This is a genomic window from Prolixibacter denitrificans (assembly GCF_003014495.1).
GTDB classification, from domain to species: domain Bacteria; phylum Bacteroidota; class Bacteroidia; order Bacteroidales; family Prolixibacteraceae; genus Prolixibacter; species Prolixibacter denitrificans.
In genome coordinates this window covers 18,120-37,836 of the sequence record NZ_PYGC01000005.1, presented here as the reverse complement: position 1 = coordinate 37,836, position 19,717 = coordinate 18,120, and the positions used below count along the sequence as shown (strand labels likewise).

At 44.2% G+C, this 19,717-nt stretch carries 21 protein-coding genes; 7 read left to right on the top strand and 14 right to left on the bottom strand.

Features of this window, described 5'->3' with window-relative positions; translation table 11 throughout:
• Nucleotides 1–346 precede the first annotated feature (346 nt).
• The 4 genes from CLV93_RS10975 (at nucleotide 347) to CLV93_RS10960 (ending at nucleotide 2,480) form a co-directional block, all read left to right on the top strand.
• Nucleotides 347–958 carry a hypothetical protein gene (locus tag CLV93_RS10975; RefSeq protein ID WP_146142011.1) on the top strand — a complete coding sequence of 204 codons (612 nt, stop codon included), beginning with the start codon at nucleotides 347–349 and terminating at the stop codon, nucleotides 956–958.
• Between the two features lie 163 nt (nucleotides 959–1,121).
• Nucleotides 1,122–1,400, top strand: a complete 279-nt coding sequence (locus CLV93_RS10970; RefSeq protein ID WP_106542251.1) for a hypothetical protein — start codon at nucleotides 1,122–1,124, stop codon at nucleotides 1,398–1,400.
• Between the two features lie 6 nt (nucleotides 1,401–1,406).
• Nucleotides 1,407–1,814 carry a hypothetical protein gene (locus CLV93_RS10965; RefSeq protein ID WP_106542250.1) on the top strand — a complete coding sequence of 136 codons (408 nt, stop codon included), beginning with the start codon at nucleotides 1,407–1,409 and terminating at the stop codon, nucleotides 1,812–1,814.
• Nucleotides 1,815–1,994: 180 nt separating this feature from the next.
• Complete coding sequence (locus CLV93_RS10960) at nucleotides 1,995–2,480, top strand: hypothetical protein (protein WP_146142010.1); 486 nt, start codon at nucleotides 1,995–1,997, stop codon at nucleotides 2,478–2,480.
• Nucleotides 2,481–2,776: 296 nt separating this feature from the next.
• On the opposite strand, the gene CLV93_RS10955 is transcribed toward CLV93_RS10960, so the two are convergent.
• The 6 genes from CLV93_RS10955 to CLV93_RS10930 all read right to left on the bottom strand — a co-directional run bounded on the left by CLV93_RS10955 (nucleotide 2,777) and on the right by CLV93_RS10930 (nucleotide 7,077).
• Nucleotides 2,777–3,232, bottom strand: a complete 456-nt coding sequence (locus tag CLV93_RS10955) for an RpiB/LacA/LacB family sugar-phosphate isomerase (protein WP_106542248.1) — start codon at nucleotides 3,230–3,232, stop codon at nucleotides 2,777–2,779.
• Nucleotides 3,233–3,350: 118 nt separating this feature from the next.
• The gene (locus CLV93_RS10950) at nucleotides 3,351–4,280 is read right to left on the bottom strand and encodes an NAD-dependent epimerase/dehydratase family protein (protein WP_106542473.1); all 930 of its coding nucleotides are present in this window, start codon (nucleotides 4,278–4,280) and stop codon (nucleotides 3,351–3,353) included.
• Between the two features lie 119 nt (nucleotides 4,281–4,399).
• Nucleotides 4,400–5,026: a chloramphenicol acetyltransferase gene (locus CLV93_RS10945; protein WP_106542247.1), complete on the bottom strand. Its 627-nt coding sequence runs from the start codon at nucleotides 5,024–5,026 to the stop codon at nucleotides 4,400–4,402.
• Nucleotides 5,019–5,717, bottom strand: a complete 699-nt coding sequence (locus CLV93_RS10940) for an HAD family hydrolase (protein WP_106542246.1) — start codon at nucleotides 5,715–5,717, stop codon at nucleotides 5,019–5,021. The genes CLV93_RS10945 and CLV93_RS10940 overlap by 8 nt, the downstream gene beginning before the upstream one ends.
• A 63-nt stretch (nucleotides 5,718–5,780) precedes the next feature.
• Nucleotides 5,781–6,746, bottom strand: a complete 966-nt coding sequence (locus CLV93_RS10935; protein WP_106542245.1) for a TolB family protein — start codon at nucleotides 6,744–6,746, stop codon at nucleotides 5,781–5,783.
• A 55-nt stretch (nucleotides 6,747–6,801) separates the two neighbouring features.
• On the bottom strand, nucleotides 6,802–7,077 hold the full coding sequence (locus CLV93_RS10930) for a hypothetical protein (protein WP_106542244.1): 276 nt from the start codon (nucleotides 7,075–7,077) through the stop codon (nucleotides 6,802–6,804).
• A gap of 42 nt (nucleotides 7,078–7,119) precedes the next feature.
• On the opposite strand from CLV93_RS10930, the gene CLV93_RS10925 reads away from it, so the two are divergent.
• Nucleotides 7,120–8,061, top strand: a complete 942-nt coding sequence (locus tag CLV93_RS10925; protein WP_106542243.1) for an aldo/keto reductase — start codon at nucleotides 7,120–7,122, stop codon at nucleotides 8,059–8,061.
• 241 nt (nucleotides 8,062–8,302) lie between these two features.
• Here the strand turns inward: CLV93_RS10925 and CLV93_RS10920 are convergent, their stop codons facing one another.
• On the bottom strand, nucleotides 8,303–10,762 hold the full coding sequence (locus CLV93_RS10920; RefSeq protein ID WP_246187223.1) for a glycoside hydrolase family 3 C-terminal domain-containing protein: 2,460 nt from the start codon (nucleotides 10,760–10,762) through the stop codon (nucleotides 8,303–8,305).
• A 269-nt stretch (nucleotides 10,763–11,031) separates the two neighbouring features.
• Between CLV93_RS10920 and CLV93_RS10915 the strand changes: the two genes are divergently transcribed.
• Nucleotides 11,032–11,808, top strand: coding sequence for an NUDIX hydrolase (locus CLV93_RS10915; RefSeq protein WP_246187224.1), 777 nt, complete (start codon nucleotides 11,032–11,034; stop codon nucleotides 11,806–11,808).
• A 31-nt stretch (nucleotides 11,809–11,839) separates the two neighbouring features.
• On the opposite strand, the gene CLV93_RS10910 is transcribed toward CLV93_RS10915, so the two are convergent.
• From CLV93_RS10910 to CLV93_RS10895, 4 genes are all read right to left on the bottom strand, one after another.
• Nucleotides 11,840–12,085 carry a hypothetical protein gene (locus tag CLV93_RS10910; RefSeq protein ID WP_106542242.1) on the bottom strand — a complete coding sequence of 82 codons (246 nt, stop codon included), beginning with the start codon at nucleotides 12,083–12,085 and terminating at the stop codon, nucleotides 11,840–11,842.
• 53 nt (nucleotides 12,086–12,138) lie between these two features.
• Nucleotides 12,139–12,894 (bottom strand): LytR/AlgR family response regulator transcription factor, encoded by a 756-nt coding sequence (locus CLV93_RS10905; protein WP_106542241.1) that lies wholly within the window; start codon nucleotides 12,892–12,894, stop codon nucleotides 12,139–12,141.
• Nucleotides 12,891–13,937, bottom strand: coding sequence for a sensor histidine kinase (locus CLV93_RS10900; RefSeq protein ID WP_170108921.1), 1,047 nt, complete (start codon nucleotides 13,935–13,937; stop codon nucleotides 12,891–12,893). Before CLV93_RS10900 ends, CLV93_RS10905 begins: the two co-directional genes overlap by 4 nt.
• Nucleotides 13,938–14,007: 70 nt before the next feature.
• Complete coding sequence (locus tag CLV93_RS10895) at nucleotides 14,008–14,973, bottom strand: hypothetical protein (protein ID WP_106542239.1); 966 nt, start codon at nucleotides 14,971–14,973, stop codon at nucleotides 14,008–14,010.
• Nucleotides 14,974–15,184: 211 nt separating this feature from the next.
• Between CLV93_RS10895 and CLV93_RS10890 the strand changes: the two genes are divergently transcribed.
• Nucleotides 15,185–17,317 carry a Tex family protein gene (locus tag CLV93_RS10890; protein WP_106542238.1) on the top strand — a complete coding sequence of 711 codons (2,133 nt, stop codon included), beginning with the start codon at nucleotides 15,185–15,187 and terminating at the stop codon, nucleotides 17,315–17,317.
• Nucleotides 17,318–17,437: 120 nt separating this feature from the next.
• On the opposite strand, the gene CLV93_RS10885 is transcribed toward CLV93_RS10890, so the two are convergent.
• The 3 genes from CLV93_RS10885 to CLV93_RS10875 form a co-directional block, all read right to left on the bottom strand.
• Entirely contained in the window at nucleotides 17,438–18,604 is a 1,167-nt protein-coding gene (locus CLV93_RS10885) for a hypothetical protein (protein ID WP_106542237.1), read from the bottom strand.
• 380 nt (nucleotides 18,605–18,984) lie between these two features.
• Nucleotides 18,985–19,185 carry a PspC domain-containing protein gene (locus CLV93_RS10880; protein ID WP_106542236.1) on the bottom strand — a complete coding sequence of 67 codons (201 nt, stop codon included), beginning with the start codon at nucleotides 19,183–19,185 and terminating at the stop codon, nucleotides 18,985–18,987.
• A gap of 12 nt (nucleotides 19,186–19,197) precedes the next feature.
• Nucleotides 19,198–19,458: a hypothetical protein gene (locus CLV93_RS10875; RefSeq protein ID WP_106542235.1), complete on the bottom strand. Its 261-nt coding sequence runs from the start codon at nucleotides 19,456–19,458 to the stop codon at nucleotides 19,198–19,200.
• Nucleotides 19,459–19,717 lie beyond the last annotated feature (259 nt).

The following is a 19,717-nucleotide window of genomic DNA, read 5'->3' as shown; positions in this document are numbered from 1 at the left end:
TGAAAATTTTAGCCTACCCAATTTTATTGACGAAAGGCCCGATTTTTTTGATGAACGGTCGGATCTGGTATGTGAACGTATGGATCTGGTATGCGAACGGAAATTTGGGAGCCCCAAAAACAGGACTCACTGAAGAAACTGAGAATGAGTTTATGGGAGATTTTTTTACCTTGAGAGACCAAAGGGACCTACGAAATGTGAATCGAACAAACAAGTAGCCGTTGTCAATCTGAACCGGAAATATAAAATACAAAAGGTACACATAGCACTTCCGTACGGGAAATATATGGTAGTTTTAGTAGACATGTAAACTAGTTAGGGCAAATTATAAAAAACGCTACGACTTATGAAAACTTACCTCATGAATAATTTAAATTGGATTGTTCCTTCAATTGCGACCTTACTTGCTGCAACTTTGACAATTGTATTTTCTAAGAGGATAAAAGAAAGAGTAAAATCATTTCGATTGGGCAATATTAATCTAAAAAAATCTCAAAACAATAATATTCAAATTATTACAAATCAATATGACAATGAATCAAAAGGTGATTATAAGTCAGAACAAACAGTTATTGCTCATCACAGAATCTTTGAATTAACTGATGGACTAGTGAAATTAGCAACTGACGCTTTTAGGCCTGTAAAATTTAACGACCCTAAAAGTTTTGCCGATTATTTAAATGAGATTATAGATAAGTATAATGAGTACGTCTTATATTTTGATTCAAAGGAAATATTATTTGATTCGGATGTTGTAAAAGTAGTTCATGAAATACGTGGTATTGTTTTAAAATGTATTCAACATCAAAAAACAATTGAAAATTTTAAATCAATGAAAATGCCATGGGAATATATTACACCTGAGATTGAAGCATTGAATGAGATATATGACAATCAGGTCGAAAAGGAATTACCTAAACTTAGAGAAAGGTTAAAAGAGATAATTAAAAATAAATAACTTGCCCTAACACTGGCTCATAAGCAATGCGGGCGAAAAGAGTAAATACAAAATGAAATCAATAATAAAGCAAACCGGTAGTTACACAGTGAAAGTTTTCAAATCCAGCACTGCTCATAGCCGGAACCGTTGTGGGTAATTTTAAAAAAGCACGAAACAGAATATGCCGATAAAAATTTATAGACAAAAAACGAATGAAGAAATTGCTTGGATTTGCAACGGTGTTTGGGATTTGCCTAACCAAATTATAGAACTTGGAAAATGGTTAGAGAGCGAAACAAAATTACTGCAAAAAGATGAATATGTGATTGACATTGGATTTGACATTCAACCCAATTCTACTGGAGGTGGAGCTGTAATTGATTCTAAACTAATGAAAATGATGGCAGATAAAGGATTTGACTTATATCTTTCAGAATACCCTAATCAATTAAAAGACTAAAAGTTGATGAAAATACCAATATTCATAATAATTGTTTTAGGCATATGCGTAGTATTGATTTCAACGCCTTTCGCTTACTATCGAATTGTTAGAGATACTAAAGGGATTAAGTTTTCATTTATTGTTTCAAGCATAATTGCAATAATTGGAGTTTTTGGACTTTTAGGAGTCTTGTATAAAATTGAGACAATACTTTACGTATTTATGTTTAGCCCTCTTTTATTCTTTAGTATCTACCAGACATTGAGGTATTTTTACAAAAAAGACACAGGGAGAGAACCAGTTTCGACATATGCTTCAAATTTTGACATTACAGATGGTCGAGGAATCTATTTTGGGGATTATATCTTCAATTTTCTATTATTGATATTGACAATCGCTGGTATTTTCGGACTTGAATGGTTATTAAAATGAAAAAACTACCCACAACACAGTACATATTGCAGGGCGGGGTTCGGTGGTACGCCAACTGCGCCCCGATTGGTCGGGGCTCGCATCGCAGTTCCGTGTCCTTCGGACAGGAACGCTCTTCGAAAACCGCCCCGACAACATGTACCAACCGTTATGCTTCATGCAAAAAGAAGAGAGAAACTAATGGACGAATACGAAGGATATTTTGCGGACTGTTATGCATTAACTGATAAAAGGACTGAATCTTTTATTAAAGAATTCCTTGACCATTTCGTTCCGGAAAGAAGAGAGACGGCAGACGAATATGAAGTTCCTCAATATGCGAACAACCCTGTTGAGAATTTCAAAACAGCTCATGAAGCTGTAAAATTCTTAGTTGAGAATAAATCAATTAAACACAGCCTATATTGGGCAAACCCTATAAAATCAGAATTAAGGGGAGCTGAGATTTTCTTCACAGATGATGGCTATGTAATCATGGGAATTTTTTGTGAGACAAAATATCCCAACACGGAGATTGAAGACAAGATTTTTAAGGAAATCAAAGAATTTTGCGAGAGTGACGAAGGTTATATAACCTATGAAGACACTCCGCCTCACAACAGCAAAGAATTTAGAGAAAAAATAAAATTAATTGAAAAAGCACGAAAGCACAACAAACGGTCATAGTGCATGCGGTTTCTTTTTAACTTGCAAAATCTTATTCCGTATGCTGTCGTTTTCGGCTTGACAGTCTCCAATTCGTGGGACAGTCAACCGCACGACACTCCACCGCGGGAACGTTAGGCGGTCGAAACGACCCGGTATCGCTCCCCGGTTGAACAATGTTTCAGTTACATTCTTTTTTCGCGAAACGCACACTGCTTTTGTCCTATTCCTGGATGGCTTTGCGCCTTCCTGCTGAAAAAAAAGCTTCCCGTTAACAGGAAGCCTTTTTAGCCTTTATCCAAATATTTTGAACCGACTTATTTCTTCATCTCGTAGTCGAGAATTTTGTCCAACCGTCTTGCATGGCGTTCTTCTTCCGTGAAATCGGTCGCCAGCCAGAGTTTGATGACTTCTTTGATTTCATCCATCGTCAGAAAACGGGCTCCCAGAGAGAGTACGTTGGCGTTGTTGTGCACGCGCGACAAGGTGATGATGTCGGTTGAACCGCCGTAATAAAGCGCTGCCCGTACGCCTTTTACTTTGTTGGCCGCCAGTGCTTCGCCCTGACCGGAACCACCCAGCACAATGCCTTTGTTTTCCAATGGTTTTTCGGCTACTTTCTCGGCTGCCGGAATAATGAAATCGGGATAATCATCCTGTGCGTCATAGGTGTGTGGACCCACATCTTCAAAATCAAGGTTCATCTCTTTCAGGAACTCGCCGATTTGTTTTTTTAGCTCGAATCCTGCGTGGTCAGATGCCAGGTAAATCATTTGTGTGTGTTTTTAATTTTTAGCTGAGCAAATTTAGGAATTTTTTCAAGGTGGCGGCGATTGTTTTGTCAGCGGCCCGGCTTTATGACGATAGGTTAACAATACCTCAAATACCAACTCAGCTTTCCGCCTCTTTTAATTTCCCGACCACATATTTTACGGCATCTTCCGGTTTGGTTGGCGTAAAGCCGAAACGTTGCTCGAATTTTGTACTGTCGAAAACATAGTCGCGATCATTCTGGTAATTCATCTCTTTCAGCTCCCGCATGATGGGCATGAAAAGTCCGATGACTCCCAGCATCCAACCGGGAACGACGGTAAACTTGGACTCGGTGTTTAGCGCTTTGGCAAAAAGCCCGATCCAATCTTTTCCGGTTAACCGTGAATGGTCGGTGGGCAAATGCCACACCTGGTTCCATACATCGGGGGCATTACCCAGCATAGCGGTCGCTTTGGCTGCATCGGGAACGAATGTATATTGATGCACTTTGTTGGCATCGGCCAGCCATTGTGCCTTTTTGCCTTTGGCCAGGTTTTTATACACCATCTCGACGGGAACACTGTTGGTCAATCCAAGGAAATCGGCCGAACGTGCGATGAGGGCAGTGAGTTCACCGGAAGCCATTTCATCTTGTAATTGCTGGGCAATCTGGCGGCGAATCTCCCCTTTCTTACTGGTAGGGCGGACGCGTGTTTCCTCGGTCATGAATCCAATCGCATCCCGATCGTACATGTAAACATTGTCGAAGAAAACCAGTTTGGCATTATGTTTCTTGCAGGCGGCAATCACGTCGGTCATTACTTGCGGCCATACTTTACGCCATACTTTGATGTCGTACGGAAATCCAACTACGAGGTAAACAACGTCGGAACCTTTTACTGCTTCATCGATGCTTTCGGCTTTGGTCAAATCGGCCGGGAAAAGCTCGTCTCCGGCATTTACTCTTACCGGGTTCCGGCTCACCAACCGGATTTTGTCGGTGTAAGCCAGAAGTTCTTTGGCGAGGTCAATGCCAATGGCACCTCCTGCGCCTAAAATGGTTTGCATGGTCATTCGTTTATAGGTTACATACTGTCATTCTGCATCGGGATTCGATGCTTTCGGATTAAAACCGAAAAATGAAATCTTTGTTCAGTATCACCTTGTAATATGTAATTTTCCATCTCCTATGATTCAAGTAGTTCCTGAAATTTCGCCAAAAACTGTCCAACGTGATATCCGTCCATGAGTCCATGGTGTACGGATATCGATACCGGCATCATCAGTTTTCCTTCTTTTTCGCGGTACTGTCCGAATGAGATTTTCGGAACAGAATCTTTTCGCGCATTGTGACGGGCGTGGGTTAATGCCGTAAAGTTGATCCATGGTATCGACGAATAGTGAATGACATCGGTACGACTGGTTTGCTCGTCAAAGCAAAGTCCTTCCAGTTGTTGAACCCGTTCGATTTCGGGTAAGGCTTCAGCAACGAAGGCTTTCATATCTTCCCGGTAGGGCATGAAAGTAAAGCCGAATGTGTGGTCGTCGCGGGCAACGGTTGAGGAGGCGTGGACTTCATCAAAAACAACCACTTCATCATCGATAATCCGGTAGCGGAAAGGCTCTGTCAGGTTGACAGCTTGCAGCGATTGGTAGAGATACCAGATGAAAAATGGAATGCCGTGCTCTTTCGCTTTCCGGTAGGCAACAGTGCAATCTACTTCGCTAACGATGCTGAAAAAAGGCTCGTCGAACTGACTGAAAAAGGCGAAATGTTCGCGCCGGTTCCAGGTGGAAAGATCAATTTTATTCATGGCTTAAAAGTTCCGGGATTTCACTGAGTTCTTCGATTTCACGGTAGTATTTTGTATCCAGGTTGTGCCTGGCAACCTCCTCGTGTTGCCAGGTCGTGTGATAAGGCACGTGGATTCCAAATCCGCCGAGTTTGACGACCGGAATGATATCGGAAGGCAGCGAATTGCCTACCATCAAAAACTCTTCCGGTTCTATATCGAGATGGTGAAGCAACTTTTCGTAGTCGTCTTCTTTCTTATTGCTCATGATTTCGATGTGGTGAAAAAACGGGTTTAAACCCGATTTGAACAGTTTTCGTTCCTGGTCGAGCAAATCGCCTTTGGTGGCCAATACGAGTTCGTATCGGTTTTGAAGCGAGGCAAGAACGGACTGAACGCCGTCGAGCAGTTCGATTGGCTTATCGAGCAGTGTTTTTCCCAAGCGGATGATTTCTTGCAGAACGGCTGGTTCCAATCGGTTTTCCGATATTTTCAGAGCCGTTTCCATCATCGAAAGGGTAAAACCTTTGGCTCCGTAACCATAAAGCGAGAGGTTCTCTATTTCGGTCTGGAAGAGGACTTTTCGAATTTCCTCTTCGGGAAGGTAAGCCGTTAGTAAGTTGCAAAATTGTGTTTCTGTTTCCTGGTAATACGGTTCATTCACCCAAAGGGTGTCGTCGCCGTCAAAGGCAATTACTTTAATGTTTTTCATTTCTAAGTTTCATTCCTGTCGGGATTTTAATAACAGTCCCGCGGTTTTCAATTTATACCTTTTTTACTCGGTTTTTGTTTGGTAATCTTCCGGCGAAAATGGCATTTGGTAAATCCGGCTCAATCCGTTTTCGAACTGATAAAACTCGTCTTCAAGCGCTTCCAGTGTTTGCGGCCGGTCGAAATATTTTCGGACGTTGCTGCTTTCACTGGTAAAGTATAAGGTTTGCGTTGGAACATCAACAAACGGACAATAATCGAGTTGTTCGCTGTTAATTTCTGGCCCCATGTTTTGTGCAGTCTGCCATTTTCCATCGCTTCCGCGGAAAGCGATATACAGATCACCACCGCCGTTGCCATCTTTCCGTCCGAACGATGAAAAAATCAGGTAGGATTCGTCGGGTGCGATGAACGCGTTGAATTCGTAACCATCAGTGTTTACTTCGGCCGGAAGTGCAACGGGCTGGGAAAAGCCTTTCTTGCTGTAACGACTGACAAAAATATCTTCCTTGTCGGTATTTTCGTTCGGTGTGGTTGTAAAATATACATCGCCCTTGTTCGTTACCGAAGGGTAAAATTCGTTTCCGTCGGAATTGAGGGGCGCACCCGGATTGATTGGTGCCGACCATTCAGCATCCGCACTTTTTCGTTCGACGTACCAGATGTCCCAGTCCTTAGGCTCGTTGATGGTGTCATTCAGTGGGCGTTGAGAGGCGAAAAAGAGCTTTAATCCATCGGGTGAAATGGCTGGCTCCAAATCGTTGTACTGACCTGAGAACGGAGCAACGACGGGTTCGCTCCACTCGTCACCATTTCTTTTAATGACAACGATGGCGTAGAATTCTTTCCGGAAGGAAGAAACAGAGAAATAGATTTCGGAGCCGTCGGGAGATATGGCTACATCGCGCACATTGGGAAAACGATTCATTAATTCCGGCATAAAAGGAACGATTTCCTGCGATGAGTCCTGCGTGTGTCCCGTGATACTAATTCCAGTCAACAGGACGAGGAGAAGAAGCATTTTTTTCATCGGTTCAGTTATTTAGTGGTTTGAATTCAACAGACCGTTTTGTAATGGCCTTAGGTTAATTAACTTTATGCTTCCATAAAGATAACGCTTCCGAAAACCATTTTTCCGGGTTTGAACCGGAATTCTTTTGGGAGGAACGCCACGACTTTTTATCTTTAATCGCCTTTTGGGTGAAAAGTGCAACCAACAACCTGATTTCCTTTTGTCCGGACCTTCGTCCTGACTTCTTTGCCATTGCGGCTGAACCGTTGACTTTAGTTATACGTTCTGAGTTTAGCTTAAATTGAAACTTCATATTACGTTGCAGCGCATGCAAATTAAGCTGATCCATTGTTTGTGTGCACGATGCAGTGGAAAAAATTAAAATGTTATTATGTTCATACGAAGAATCCATAACACGGACTTGAGTGTTACTGCCGTTGGGCTGGGAACATGGGCCATGGGAAACGATTTTTTCGGCCATGTCGATGACAGTGAATCGATTTATGCGCTTCGGGCCGGAATAGATGCGGGAATTAATTTGATTGACACAGCTCCCGCGTATGGAGCCGGTCACGCAGAAGAAGTGGTTGGAAAAGCCATTAAAGGCTATCGCGACCAGGTGGTTGTGGCGACCAAATGCGGAATCGTTCGGACAAAAGATGATTTCATCAAAAATCTGAAGCCGGAATCGGTGATGAAAGAGATCGACGATTCGCTTCGTCGCCTGAATACCGACTACATCGATTTGTACCAACTTCACTGGCCTGATCCCGATACCCCGATTGAAGATACGCTGGAGGCGATTGAGAAAATCAAGAAAGCGGGTAAATTCCGTTATTTGGGTGTTTCCAACTTTACGCCTGAGCAGATGGATGAGGTCAGAAAAATTACTCCGCTGGTTAGCCTGCAGCCTCAGTACTCTATATTAGAGAGAAGCATCGAGAAAGATGTGGTTTCCTATTGCCAGGAAAACGGATTGGGAATTATTTCGTACGGAACACTGGCTGGTGGACTACTGACCGGAAAGTTTAAGGAGATTCCTACTTTCAAAGAAGGTGATTTCCGGGACAAATTTTATAACTACTACCACGAACCGGAATGGTCGAAAGTGCAAAAAGTCATCAAGGTATTGAAATCAGTTGCCCGGGAGCATAATAAAACCGTTGCACAGGTGGCCATCAACTGGACATTTAGTCAGTTGGGAATTACTTCGGTTTTGGTGGGAGCGAAGAGTGACAAGCAAGCTCGTGAGAATGCAGAAGCCTGCAGTTTCACTCTGACCTTAGATGATTTGCAGAAAATCAACAAAGCCATCCGGGAGAATCTTGATTAAGAACACATATAATCATACAAATGAAAAAAGCGCCCTGCTCAGAGGCGCTTTTTTTACACTTCAAATGTAAATTAACAGTCAATCAAAAAGTGAAAAAATCTAGTTGTCTAAAACTTCTTCCTTGTATTTGTTAATCCATGAAAATCAAAAATCTTCTCTTTAAGCATTTGGAGAAAAGGTATTCCCTGGCAAGAGATACGCAGGGAAACACCTTTTTATTACTAATCGCTTTACCTAAAATTTACTTGGGTTGAATCTCCTTAACAGGTGCTGCCGGAGCTAATGCTTTGTTCACCTTTTTCACCATCAGTTCCTTGTCAAGGTCGAAGGTTCCGTTCAAACGAATATCCCGCGACGAAGCACCAACTTCTACTTTATACGTTCCGGCATCGGCAATCCATTCCGACGAATCGGTGTGGAATGATGCCAGGCTTCTTGGGCTGAGTTTGAAGGTGAGTGTCTGCGATTCGCCCGGTTTCAGCGATTTCGTTTTACCAAAATCCTTCAATTCCTTAACCGGCTTGTTGATGGAACCTTTCGGAGCACTTACATAAAGCTGAACGGCTTCCTGTCCGGCTACTTTTCCGGTATTTTTCACATTCATGGTAATGGTCAGCGAGCCATCGAATTTGTCAGAGCTCAGTTTCAGGTTGCTGTATTCGAACGTTGTGTACGATAATCCATAACCGAACTCATAAGCCGGTTTTACATTGAATGCATCGTAGTAACGATAGCCTACATAAATACCATCGTGGTACGTTACTTCCCACGGCACGCGGCGCATGAAAGAGAAACCGGAGCCATCCGCTTTGTCGTCCATTGGCTTGTCAGTTTTCACAGCATGTCCGGGGAAATTGTCAGATGAGGGAACATCGGAATACTTCATTGGGAAAGTAACAGCGAGTTTTCCGGACGGATTGGCTTTTCCGCTCAATACGTCGGCAATGGAGTTACCCGACTCCTGACCAGGTTGCCATGCCAGCAGAATAGCATCCGGAATATCGCGCCAGCTGGCTGTTTCGATTACGCCACCAATATTCAGAATGACAATGGCCTTTTTACCGGCTGCGTGATAAGCATCGGTTACATTCTGAATCATCGCCTTTTCGGTTTTCGTCAGATCGAAATCGCCGGGAGCTGCTTCGCGGTCACCACCTTCGCCTGAGTTACGTCCAATGGTAATCAAAGCCACATCGGTTTTGGCAGCCATCTCTTTTGCCAGTTCCGGCGTTACATTCATTTCAGTAACCGGCATCCTGGCACCCATCATGGCAGCCAGAATGTTCTTCGGTTTGGGCTGATGAGCTCTTTCGTCCTTGATGTAAGATTCGTAAGTACCTTTCAGGGATGCATCGGTTGTGTAACCATCATTTTTCAGACCATCGGTCAGAGAAATGGTATATGCTTCGTTTACATCGCCACTTCCGGTTCCACCGGTAATCATTTCATAGGATGTGTTTCCAAAAGCTGCTACATCCTTAATGTTCTCTGCAAAAGGAAGTGCAGAATTATTGTTTTTCAACAGTACCATTCCGTCGGTAGCAGCCCGGCGGGTGATGGCAGCGTGTGCTTTCAGGTCGGGCTTGTCGGTATGATGAAATCCTTTGTAATCGGGAGACATCATCAACACTTTCAGGATGCGGGCAATGTTCCTGTCGAGTATTTTTTCGTCCAGTTTTCCTGATTTTACAGCGTTGATAATTTCATGAATCTGTTTGGTATTTCCCGGCATAATCAAATCGTTGCCAGCTTCCATTTGAGCAATCACATCGCTTCCTCCGGTCCAGTCAGTCATTACATAACCTTTGAATCCCCAATCGTCACGCAGGATTTTGGTCAACAGGTCACCACTTTCGGAAGTATACGTTCCGTTCACTTTGTTGTATGATGACATCACTGTCCATGGATTGGCTTCTTCTACGGCAATCCGGAATCCTTCGAGATAGATTTCGCGAAGTGCCCGCTCGCTGACAATAGTATTTACTGAAAGACGGTTGGTTTCCTGGTTGTTGGCCACAAAGTGCTTGATGGAAGTTCCCACGCCTTCCGACTGGATACCCTTCACCATAGCAGCTGCCATTTGTCCGGTCACAAACGGATCTTCCGAGTAATATTCAAAGTTGCGGCCACACAGCGGGTTACGTTGAATGTTCATTCCGGGTGCCAACAGCACGTCTGAACCGTATTCTAATACCTCGTTACCCATGGCTTCACCAACTTTGGTCACCAGGTCTTTATCCCAGGTTGATGCCAGTAATGTTGCAATTGGGAAAGCGGTACAATAATAAGTTTGATCGGTTCCCTTTCGCTTTGGCTGAATGCGCAGCCCGGCAGGGCCGTCGGTCAATACCATCGTTGAAATATTGAACTCGGGGAACATGGCTGTATGTCCGGCAGCACCGGGAACTATCTTCTGCAGTTTCTCCAGCATTTCATTGTAGGCCTTTCCCAGTGTTGTATCAGGAGCCTGGAAAAAAGGTGAATTGGCGCCTCCTCCGGGTAGTTTGTCTTTGATGGAATCGGGAATTTCGAAATGCATTCCGGTACCAATGACTAATTCGGCTTTTTGTTGCAGTGTCATGGCCGAAATTACCTTCGAAATCGAGGCTTCACCCAACTTCGGTTTCTGGGCTGTTGCCCAGTGTGATGAGAACATCAAGAATAATGCTCCCAGGAGCAAATGTTTGTGAAATTGTTTCATAGGTTCGTAATTAAATCTGGTTCTATTGTTTTTAACAAGCTTCTGCAGGTCGTTTTATTTTTACCAATCTCTCAGTAGAACACCAAATTTGTATTTCGAGATAAAGCTTTCCGGTTGGTTGTATATCTGTTGGTTAGCTTTGTTTAAAATACGGACTTTTTCGTGATTAAGAAAATGTCTACATTTACCAATGTGTTTTTCTGACACAATGATATTTAATTTCATTCGAAACTGAAACAAAAATTGATTTTATTTGCAGTAAAATTTTCATGATGGAGCAAAAACAGGAGATGCACGAGTTTATCAATCGGGGAGATGAGCACTTCATGGCGCATATTTCACTCGATTGTGTCATTTTTGGATTTCATGCCAACCAGTTGAAAGTTCTCCTGTTGAAAATCCGTCATGACGATCGGTGGGCATTGCCCGGAGGTTTCGTTTTAAAAGAAGAAACCATGGAAGAAGCTGCCGACCGTGTATTGAATGAACGAACGGGACTGAATGATATCTTTCTGCGCCAGTTTCATGTGTTTAGCGACATTCATCGCTCCAATACCGAGAAGTTTTTAGAGCTGATGCGTAGTGAAGGAATCGTGGTTGAGGAGAATAACTGGCTGACAAAGCGATTTATTTCCGTTGGGTTTTATGCGTTGGTCGACTATGAAAAGGCTATTCCTGCAGAAGGATGGGACAGTGAAGCTTGTGAATGGTTCGACCTGGATAACGTCGGAGAATTGATACTCGACCACAATAAAATTATTGGTGCTGCCCTGGAAACTATGCGGCGGCAATTGAATTTTCTGCCTATCGGATATAATCTTCTTCCGGAAAAATTTACGATGCCGGAGCTACAAAAGTTGTATGAAACCATCCTGGGCAAAACGCTCGACCGGAGAAACTTTCAGCGAAAAATGCTGGCTTACGGCATCCTCGACAGATTGGATGAGCGGCGTAAAGGTGGTGCACATAAAGCGCCGTATTTGTACAAATTCAATCTGGAACAATATCAAAAAGCCCTGAAGGAAGGACTTCAGGGCGGTTGGTAAATTTATTTTTTGCCAACGGCTGTCAGCAAATTTACTTCTTGCGAATCAGGTAAACGATGTATCCGACAACGGCTCCAACGCCACCCGATATGAGGATGTTCTGGCGCATTTTGGTAATGCCGGCCAGTTTGCGGCCAAATGACTCCAGCGCACCTGATGAACCGTGGAATATGGTGCTGATGTCGACATATTCCCCTGAAATACGTCCAAAAATCAGGTAGCCTAGTATCAAGCCTACGATGGCAAATAGAACAACGGATACAATTGGATTTTTCATAAGTATGACTTTTTGTGGTGTATATTGCCACGAAGATATCAGATTTCTCCGGTCTACCGATCCATCCAACGTTTAAATTCGGGAACGCGGTCGCGGCTCACCACAAACATTTCCTGCGGTTTTTCTTCTTTAACATGCAGTTGCAAACGGCTTGAAGAGTAAGCAACCATCTCTTCAACAGCATCGATGTGTATGAGACAATTGCGGTTGATCCGGAAAAAATCGGCCGGGTCGAGTAGCTTTTGAACATGGTCGAGCGAAAATTCCAATGCGAATGCCTGTCCATCGGTATTTTGTAGAAAAACGTTCCCTTCGCTGCTGAAGATATACTTGATTTGGTTAACGGATACCGATTTGTAACGACTTCCGATTTTAAGCAGAAAACGCGATTTGTAAGCTGCCGAAAATTCCTGAAGCAAATGGCGGTAACCAGCCTGACCATAATGGTATTTTTCGTGGATGGCACGGTATTTATCGAGGGCCTTTCGTAAATCTTCTTCACCAACCGGTTTCAGCAGGTAATCGATGCTGTTGACTTTGAATGCCCGTACTGCATATTCATCATATGCAGTGGTGAAAATAACCGGGGCAGTTACTTTCACTGTGTCGAAAATTTCGAAGCATAATCCGTCGTCCAGATGAATGTCCATCAGGATCAAATCGGGTTCTCCGTTTTCCTGTAGCCAGTTCACCGTATCTTCTACGGTTTCGGTTGTCGCTACTAAGTCGGCATCAGGAGCCGTCTGTTTTAGCAGCCGGGCCATCTTTTGTGCTGCCGGCTTTTCATCTTCGACAAGCAGTACTTTCATAATAGCAAAGGTATCTTAACAGTAAAGGTTTTCCGGTTATTTTCAACGATTAGTTCTTTTCCTGTGGACAACCTGATTCGTTCAGCCAGGTTTTTCAGTCCGGTTCCCACCGATTGCGGAAGCGTGGCCATAGGCTGCAGGTTGTTGGAAACGACGATTGAATTGTCCTCTATTTGCAGTTCTATTTCCAACGGATTTTCCCGTGTCGCCATGTTATGTTTCAGCGCATTTTCGATGAGCAATTGCAGCGAAACCGGCAGAATTTGGTAGCCGTTTGTATCCGGAATATCAATTGTCAGGTTGATCTTGTCTTCATCGCGTATTTTATGCAGGTAGAAATAGTCCTGAACGAAATTTAATTCGTCATTTAACATGACGCTGTCCTTCGCATTGTTTTCCAGTATGTATCGATAGATCTGTGCCAGTTTACCGGTAAATTGTTCGGCCAGCTCCGGATTGGTATTGACCAGTGAAGACAGTGTGTTCAGACTATTGAAAAGAAAATGTGGATTGACCTGGTTCTTCAGCGTCTGATTTTGAAAGATGAGATTCTCTTCTCTCAGTTGCTGTTCGCGTTTCATAGCATCATTCCACTGAACGTAAAAGAAAATCAGGGTACCACCCAGCAGTCCCAGGTTGGTTCCGATGAGCCATCCTTTCAGTTCCCGATGAATCAGGTGGGGGAACAAGCCGTTGAGGGAATCGCCGTGCAAGAGAAACAAACCTCCGGTTACCAGTGTAAAAATGATGGCGGAAGCCACGAAACAGGTTAAATAAAACCAGATAAAACGCTTCAGTATTTTGCGGGTTACATCTTTACCCGATTCCCCGGGAAGGGAGCGGAAAAACTGAATTCCCAGCCAGGTAAAGAGTTCCACCTGTAACATGACCAGAATAAAGCCGGCAATATGTCCTTCGGTGAATACCGGAGAGCGCTGTAGCAGGGATACTATTAGGATGAGGCCTGCAGAAACCGCGAACATGACGATGTGGTATCTGGCTGTATCGGGACGGAAGAAATTTCCACTATACGTTGTTTTCATGGCTTTGTTGGTTTTGTCAGCCGGATGAAAGGCATAAGTCTGCATCTTCCACCCGGCTAAAAGTTACAAATTATTTGATTGAGAGAATCTCGGGCTGAGCCATATTCCGGATAACGGAATGACGAACGGTAACGGAAGAAACCGGAGCGTTGGGCGATGGAAGTTTGGTTTGCGCTGCCACCACTTCTTCCATTTCCACACGGTTAATCCAGTGGGTTTTCAGGTTGACGTACAAATCGCCCCAATAATGTGAACTTCCGCGGGTTTTTACCGTAAACCCGGGAGCCGGTTCCATGTTCATAACGAAGTGGCTATCGCCTGAATCGAATCCGACCAAAGCCAAAGGTGTATCGTTTTCTCTTGACAGACCTTTGAATTTGAGTGTGATTTCTCCATTTGTGAATGTTGAGCCTTTGCCCACACTACTTCCTAAGTCGACCGGTGCTTCGGAGTTGGCTGCGGCATGGATAATTCTGTCTCCAATCTTATGGAGATCCTGTATGCCTTTTCCAGCCTGGGTTGGACTGCCAAAAACATCGCAAAAGGCATGAAAATCGATGAATGTATTGTATACAAAGTACGATTGATTGGCTGCTAACGGTTGTCCGTTGCTGTCGGTTAGGTTTTCAAATTTGGCATGTTCGATGCCTAATACCTGGCCTTTGTCATCGTGACCGCCAGTGAAAACATAACTCCAATTTTTGAGTGCCGGGATAGTTGCGACTTTACCGCTGTCCTTTTTGACAGCAAACTGGAGGCAGGTGTAGGTATCTCCATTTTTTCCGGTTAACCCGGAAGGCTCACATTTCAAATCGAGAATGTATTTCTCTCTTCCGGTTTCCACTCCGTCGGGAGCACGATTAATTAATTCGGTTTCCATATGAAAATACTGCACTTTAGCGGTGCGGGGAGCAGCCAGATCATATGTCCCGGCCAGATTTTCGGTCAACGGTTGTGCTGTCACATTTAATCCTGAACCGAAGGCTATCATCAGTGTAATGACGACGATGTGATAAAAAGTGTTTGATTTTTTCATGGCTTATTTTTTAAGGTTTAGTCCAAAGTAACGGTGACATAAGGCGGGAAGAAAGAAAAAGAGTTTGGGTAGGAGAATCGTGTCCATGAATCGTTGATTTTGCCCTTCGAACCGGAATCTGTTTTTGCCTCGTAACTCCATTATTGTGGATAACTATCGTGCGGAAATCCCTGCTGTTTTCAGTAAATTTGGGTTCCTTAATTCAATCTAAATGGACGCAAAATTCAATCATATCATCGCCGAAAGGCTGAATATCAATGAACGTCAGGTTCGGAATACCATTTCTTTGCTGGAAGAAGGCGCTACGGTTCCGTTTATTTCCCGTTATCGGAAAGAAGCGACCGGTAGCCTGGATGAGGTAGCCGTTGGCAACATCAAGGAGGAGCTGGAAAAGCTGACGGAGTTGGAAAAGCGTAAAGCGACAATTCTGAAGACCATTGAAGAACAGGAGCAGCTGACTCCGGAGCTTCAGCAAAAAATAGAACAATGTCTCGATCCGAATGAGTTGGAGGACATTTACCTTCCGTACAAACCCAAACGCCGCACCCGAGCTACCATTGCCCGGGAAAAAGGATTGGAACCGCTGGCGAAAATTGTGATGAAGCAGTTTGAGAATGATCCGGAAGGGCGTGCCGGACGTTTTCTGTCGGATGAGGTTCCAACAGTTGAGGATGCGTTGGCCGGCGCTCGTGATATTATTGCTGAATGGGTCAATGAGAATACGGCTGCCCGAAACATTGTCCGGAATATTTTCGCCCGCGATGGAATTATCCGTTCCCGTTTGGTGAAAGGAAAGGAAGAGGATGGAATTAAATACCGCGACTATTTTGAGTGGGAAGAGCCGTTGAAGCGTTGTCCATCGCATCGGATGCTGGCGATGCGTCGTGGCGAGAAAGAGGGCTTCCTGAAACTGTCGATTTCTCCTGACGAAGATCGCGTAATGGAGCGTTTGGAGCGACTTTTTGTAAAAGGCCGTAATGCGAGTGCTGACCAGGTTTCCCTTGCGGTGAAGGATAGCTATAAACGTTTGCTGGCACCCTCCATCGAAACGGAATTTTTTAACTCCTCGAAAGAGGGAGCCGATACGGAAGCAATTGGTGTATTCGCTGAAAACCTTCGTCAGTTACTGCTGTCTTCACCACTTGGACAAAAGCGGGTTTTGGCAGTCGATCCGGGATACCGGACAGGTTGTAAGGTGGTTTGCCTGGATGCGCAGGGTAACCTGTTGCACAATGAAACCATTTATCCGCATCCGCCGCAGTCGGAAGTGAAGCAGTCGAAGAAGAAACTGGCGGCATTGGTTAGTACCTATAAGATTGAAGCGATTGCCATCGGAAATGGAACTGCCAGTCGTGAGACAGAGCATTTTGTGAAGAACACCCATTACGATCGCGATTTGCAGGTGTTTGTGGTGAGCGAAGACGGAGCCTCCATTTATTCCGCATCGAAAGTGGCGCGTGAAGAGTTTCCGCAATACGATGTCACGGTCCGCGGTGCGGTTTCTATCGGTCGCCGCCTGATGGATCCTTTGGCTGAGCTGGTGAAGATTGAACCGAAATCCATCGGAGTAGGGCAGTACCAGCACGATGTTGATCAAAAGCAATTGCAGAAAAGTCTGGACACGGTCGTTGAATCGTGTGTGAACCTCGTGGGAGTGAATGTGAATACGGCGAGCAAACATTTGCTAACGTACGTTTCCGGTCTGGGTGCTACGCTGGCTCAGAATATTGTTGACTATCGAAAAGAAAACGGCCCTTTTGCTTCGCGTGAAGCGTTGAAGACAGTTCCCCGGATGGGCCCCAAAGCATACGAACAGAGTGCCGGTTTTCTTCGCATTCCGGATGCAACTAATCCGTTGGACAATTCGGCTGTGCATCCTGAGCGTTATTCGCTGGTGCAGAAAATGGCGAAGGATTTGGGCAAGCAGGTAACCGATTTGGTGGCCAGTGAAGAGTTGCGGAAGTCGCTTGATTTGAACCGCTATGTGGATGACGAGGTTGGGGTGCCGACATTGACCGATATTATCGCGGAATTAGCGAAACCGGGACGTGACCCGCGTTCCGGAATCAAGGTATTTGAATTTGCTGAGGGCATTTTCTCCATCACCGATTTGCAGCCGGGAATGGTCGTGCCCGGAATTGTTACCAACATCACCAAATTCGGCTGTTTTGTCGATGTGGGAGTGAAACAGGATGGCTTGGTGCACATCAGTGAGCTGGCCGACCGGTTTATTTCCGATCCGAACGAAGTGGTGAAATTGCACCAACACGTGACGGTAAAAGTATTGGAGGTCGATATTCCGCGAAAGCGAATTTCTCTTTCTTTGAAGCAAGCTGATAACTGAGATAAGTTCATTCTTTCGCAAGTATAAAAAAAAGAGGCAGACCCGAGAGTCTGCCTTTTCTCACCCAAATTACGATATTTGAAATACACAAGACTGTTTTTCTTATAAGCTTGCGTCGCATTAATTCATGGTTATCGTCGGAACCGTTACGCCGGTAACTGCCGGATTACCTTGAAGAATTAACGCCTCGTTCCGACTGCCATCTTGCTGGATATAGCTGTTGTTATAGTTTCCGGTCGACATCTCAACAGCGATATTCTGGCTACCACTTTGTGCAATGCCCATGAATGTATGATCGCCTACATTGATTTGCCGGGCTGTGTTAAATCCACCTTCCTGAGTGACACCCAACCGAATGTTATCGCCTTCGGAGTATTGAAATGCGCTGTTGCTATTTCCATGCTGTGTGATGTTCGAACCGGCATGAATGGTCGGATCATTGGAAACCCCCTTAAGGATACTATAGGCAAAGTTGGTTTTGCCTTGTTGTGAGATTACGGCCGTTAGTCCTTTTGTTCCATCGCTTAGTTTAGCTGAAGTAATATCAATATAGGCCTGACCGGAATTACCACACTGATCGATTTTCGCGCCATTCTTGTCGCCTGTAATTCGGATTCCGGCGATACCTGTTTTACCGCGTTGTTCAATGGAAGCTTTGTTATTGTCTCCGGTGATATAAATACCCGGTGCAACTGTGTGAAAGGAGAAACCGGCATCTGTAATAACCAATTCACCTCCGCAAACAAGTTCAATGTTACTAAAAGCAGTAGAAACATCCCATAATGGCTGCTCTTCATCGGGGGGCAGAATCGGAGAGAATCCGGAACAAACATCAAAATCACCGACTTCGTAGCCAAAGCCGGAAATACCTCCGTTTCCCTTTTGCATGATATAGGCATTGTTGTTGTCTCCGTTGACAACGATGGAAGCTATTCCGTTATGCACGCTTTCCTGGTTGATGTAGGCACGGTTATTTCCGCCAATCTGCATGATGTAAGCAGAATTGTTTCCCTGACCGCCGCCTTCTTCACCTTCTTGGTGATCGCCATCTTCGTGATTACCACCGGAGCCACCTTCGTGATCACCTTCATCTTCTTCGCCTTCTTCTCCATTTTCATGGTTACCACTGTTGCCGTTGTTTCCCTGATTGCCATTATTACCGTTGTTACCCTGTTGCTGGCCGGAGTTATTTCCGTTGTTGCCGTTGTTTCCGCCGCCTTCATCAGCAATGGCTGAAAGCGACATACAGATCAGCAGGGAAAAGATTAGAGTAAAAAGTCGTTTCATAATGTTACGTTTTAAGATTGGTTAATTGTATTTGGGTTTGATTGGTTGCTCGTTTTCTGATGAACGCACGAAATCTGGCGTATACTTTTCCCGTAAAGGGTGAACGCTCCCCATCATACGAATAGAATGAATAGATGTGATGATTACTGATACAGGCGTGAAGGGGGAGGCGCTCAGTAATACAACTAAATTCCGGTTAGTTTACTTAATGAAAATTAAGGAATCTATTTGAGAAAGTCAATAGGTTGGCAATGTGCTTTTTAGTAGTATTCCGAATGAAAATTAGGAAGTAGTTCTGATAGAAACATGAGTATTTTTGGACAAGACACACCAAGCCCGCACCTTCATCAGGTGAAAAGAAAATGCAGATGAGAAAAGGGTTATTGTTCGGGTACGACTATCCACATGATAATGTAAACCAGAATACCGGGAAATCCTGCGGTGAAAAGTGTTAATATCACGAACAGAATCCGAATAAGGCTGACATCTAAATCAAAATACAGAGCCAACCCTCCGCAAACACCGGCAATCATTCGATCGGTTCTCGAGCGTATCAGTCGTTTAGGTGCTCCGGTTTGCATGATTAGTTTATTTTAGTCTTCATCATCTTCTTCTTCGTCGTACAGGCGCTCCTGATTTTCCAGCTCCATCTCCATAAAATCGGCAGCCTGATCGAGCAGCTCGGAGATTAATTCATCGCTTTCCGGCTTATCGTCGAGCCAATAAACTTCCTGGTTGGTCCAGAAACCTTCAATGTCACATTGAACGATAAAACGAGGTTGTTCGGTGTGAACAATGAAGATGTTATCAGGTAACTCTTGCGAGTTATCAGCAAAAAGAAACTTTGGTAACATAGTATCTGAATTTGATTGATTAAAATTCAAATGAACCGGACCTGCCGGAATCCTTACCAAAAGTAAGGAATTTTTGTAAAGTAATTGATGCCCGAATGTTAATCTTCATTATCATTCCGGTTTCCCGGAAATATTTAATTGGCAAGGTCAGAATATAGATTTTATCCGGCGGATGCTTTGTGATGTTATCACTTGGAAGAGCGGCTCGCCGAAAGGATTAATCCCCACCAAATCTTTGATTCCATTGTAATATTCCTAT

What these genes read in the sequence shown, in the direction of transcription:
- CLV93_RS10950 (WP_106542473.1), bottom strand. Translation starts at nt 4,280, where the DNA reads ATGCAAACCATTTTAGGCGCAGGAGGTGCCATTGGCATTGACCTCGCC.
- CLV93_RS10920 (WP_246187223.1), bottom strand. Translation starts at nt 10,762, where the DNA reads ATGAAACAATTTCACAAACATTTGCTCCTGGGAGCATTATTCTTGATG.
- CLV93_RS10900 (WP_170108921.1), bottom strand. Translation starts at nt 13,937, where the DNA reads ATGAAAACAACGTATAGTGGAAATTTCTTCCGTCCCGATACAGCCAGA.
- CLV93_RS10945 (WP_106542247.1), bottom strand. Translation starts at nt 5,026, where the DNA reads ATGAATAAAATTGATCTTTCCACCTGGAACCGGCGCGAACATTTCGCC.
- CLV93_RS10935 (WP_106542245.1), bottom strand. Translation starts at nt 6,746, where the DNA reads ATGAAAAAAATGCTTCTTCTCCTCGTCCTGTTGACTGGAATTAGTATC.
- CLV93_RS10955 (WP_106542248.1), bottom strand. Translation starts at nt 3,232, where the DNA reads ATGATTTACCTGGCATCTGACCACGCAGGATTCGAGCTAAAAAAACAA.
- CLV93_RS10930 (WP_106542244.1), bottom strand. Translation starts at nt 7,077, where the DNA reads ATGGATCAGCTTAATTTGCATGCGCTGCAACGTAATATGAAGTTTCAA.
- CLV93_RS10915 (WP_246187224.1), top strand. Translation starts at nt 11,032, where the DNA reads ATGATGGAGCAAAAACAGGAGATGCACGAGTTTATCAATCGGGGAGAT.
- CLV93_RS10965 (WP_106542250.1), top strand. Translation starts at nt 1,407, where the DNA reads ATGAAAATACCAATATTCATAATAATTGTTTTAGGCATATGCGTAGTA.
- CLV93_RS10960 (WP_146142010.1), top strand. Translation starts at nt 1,995, where the DNA reads ATGGACGAATACGAAGGATATTTTGCGGACTGTTATGCATTAACTGAT.
- CLV93_RS10895 (WP_106542239.1), bottom strand. Translation starts at nt 14,973, where the DNA reads ATGAAAAAATCAAACACTTTTTATCACATCGTCGTCATTACACTGATG.
- CLV93_RS10905 (WP_106542241.1), bottom strand. Translation starts at nt 12,894, where the DNA reads ATGAAAGTACTGCTTGTCGAAGATGAAAAGCCGGCAGCACAAAAGATG.
- CLV93_RS10975 (WP_146142011.1), top strand. Translation starts at nt 347, where the DNA reads ATGAAAACTTACCTCATGAATAATTTAAATTGGATTGTTCCTTCAATT.
- CLV93_RS10880 (WP_106542236.1), bottom strand. Translation starts at nt 19,185, where the DNA reads ATGCAAACCGGAGCACCTAAACGACTGATACGCTCGAGAACCGATCGA.
- CLV93_RS10925 (WP_106542243.1), top strand. Translation starts at nt 7,120, where the DNA reads ATGTTCATACGAAGAATCCATAACACGGACTTGAGTGTTACTGCCGTT.
- CLV93_RS10970 (WP_106542251.1), top strand. Translation starts at nt 1,122, where the DNA reads ATGCCGATAAAAATTTATAGACAAAAAACGAATGAAGAAATTGCTTGG.
- CLV93_RS10910 (WP_106542242.1), bottom strand. Translation starts at nt 12,085, where the DNA reads ATGAAAAATCCAATTGTATCCGTTGTTCTATTTGCCATCGTAGGCTTG.
- CLV93_RS10890 (WP_106542238.1), top strand. Translation starts at nt 15,185, where the DNA reads ATGGACGCAAAATTCAATCATATCATCGCCGAAAGGCTGAATATCAAT.
- CLV93_RS10875 (WP_106542235.1), bottom strand. Translation starts at nt 19,458, where the DNA reads ATGTTACCAAAGTTTCTTTTTGCTGATAACTCGCAAGAGTTACCTGAT.
- CLV93_RS10885 (WP_106542237.1), bottom strand. Translation starts at nt 18,604, where the DNA reads ATGAAACGACTTTTTACTCTAATCTTTTCCCTGCTGATCTGTATGTCG.
- CLV93_RS10940 (WP_106542246.1), bottom strand. Translation starts at nt 5,717, where the DNA reads ATGAAAAACATTAAAGTAATTGCCTTTGACGGCGACGACACCCTTTGG.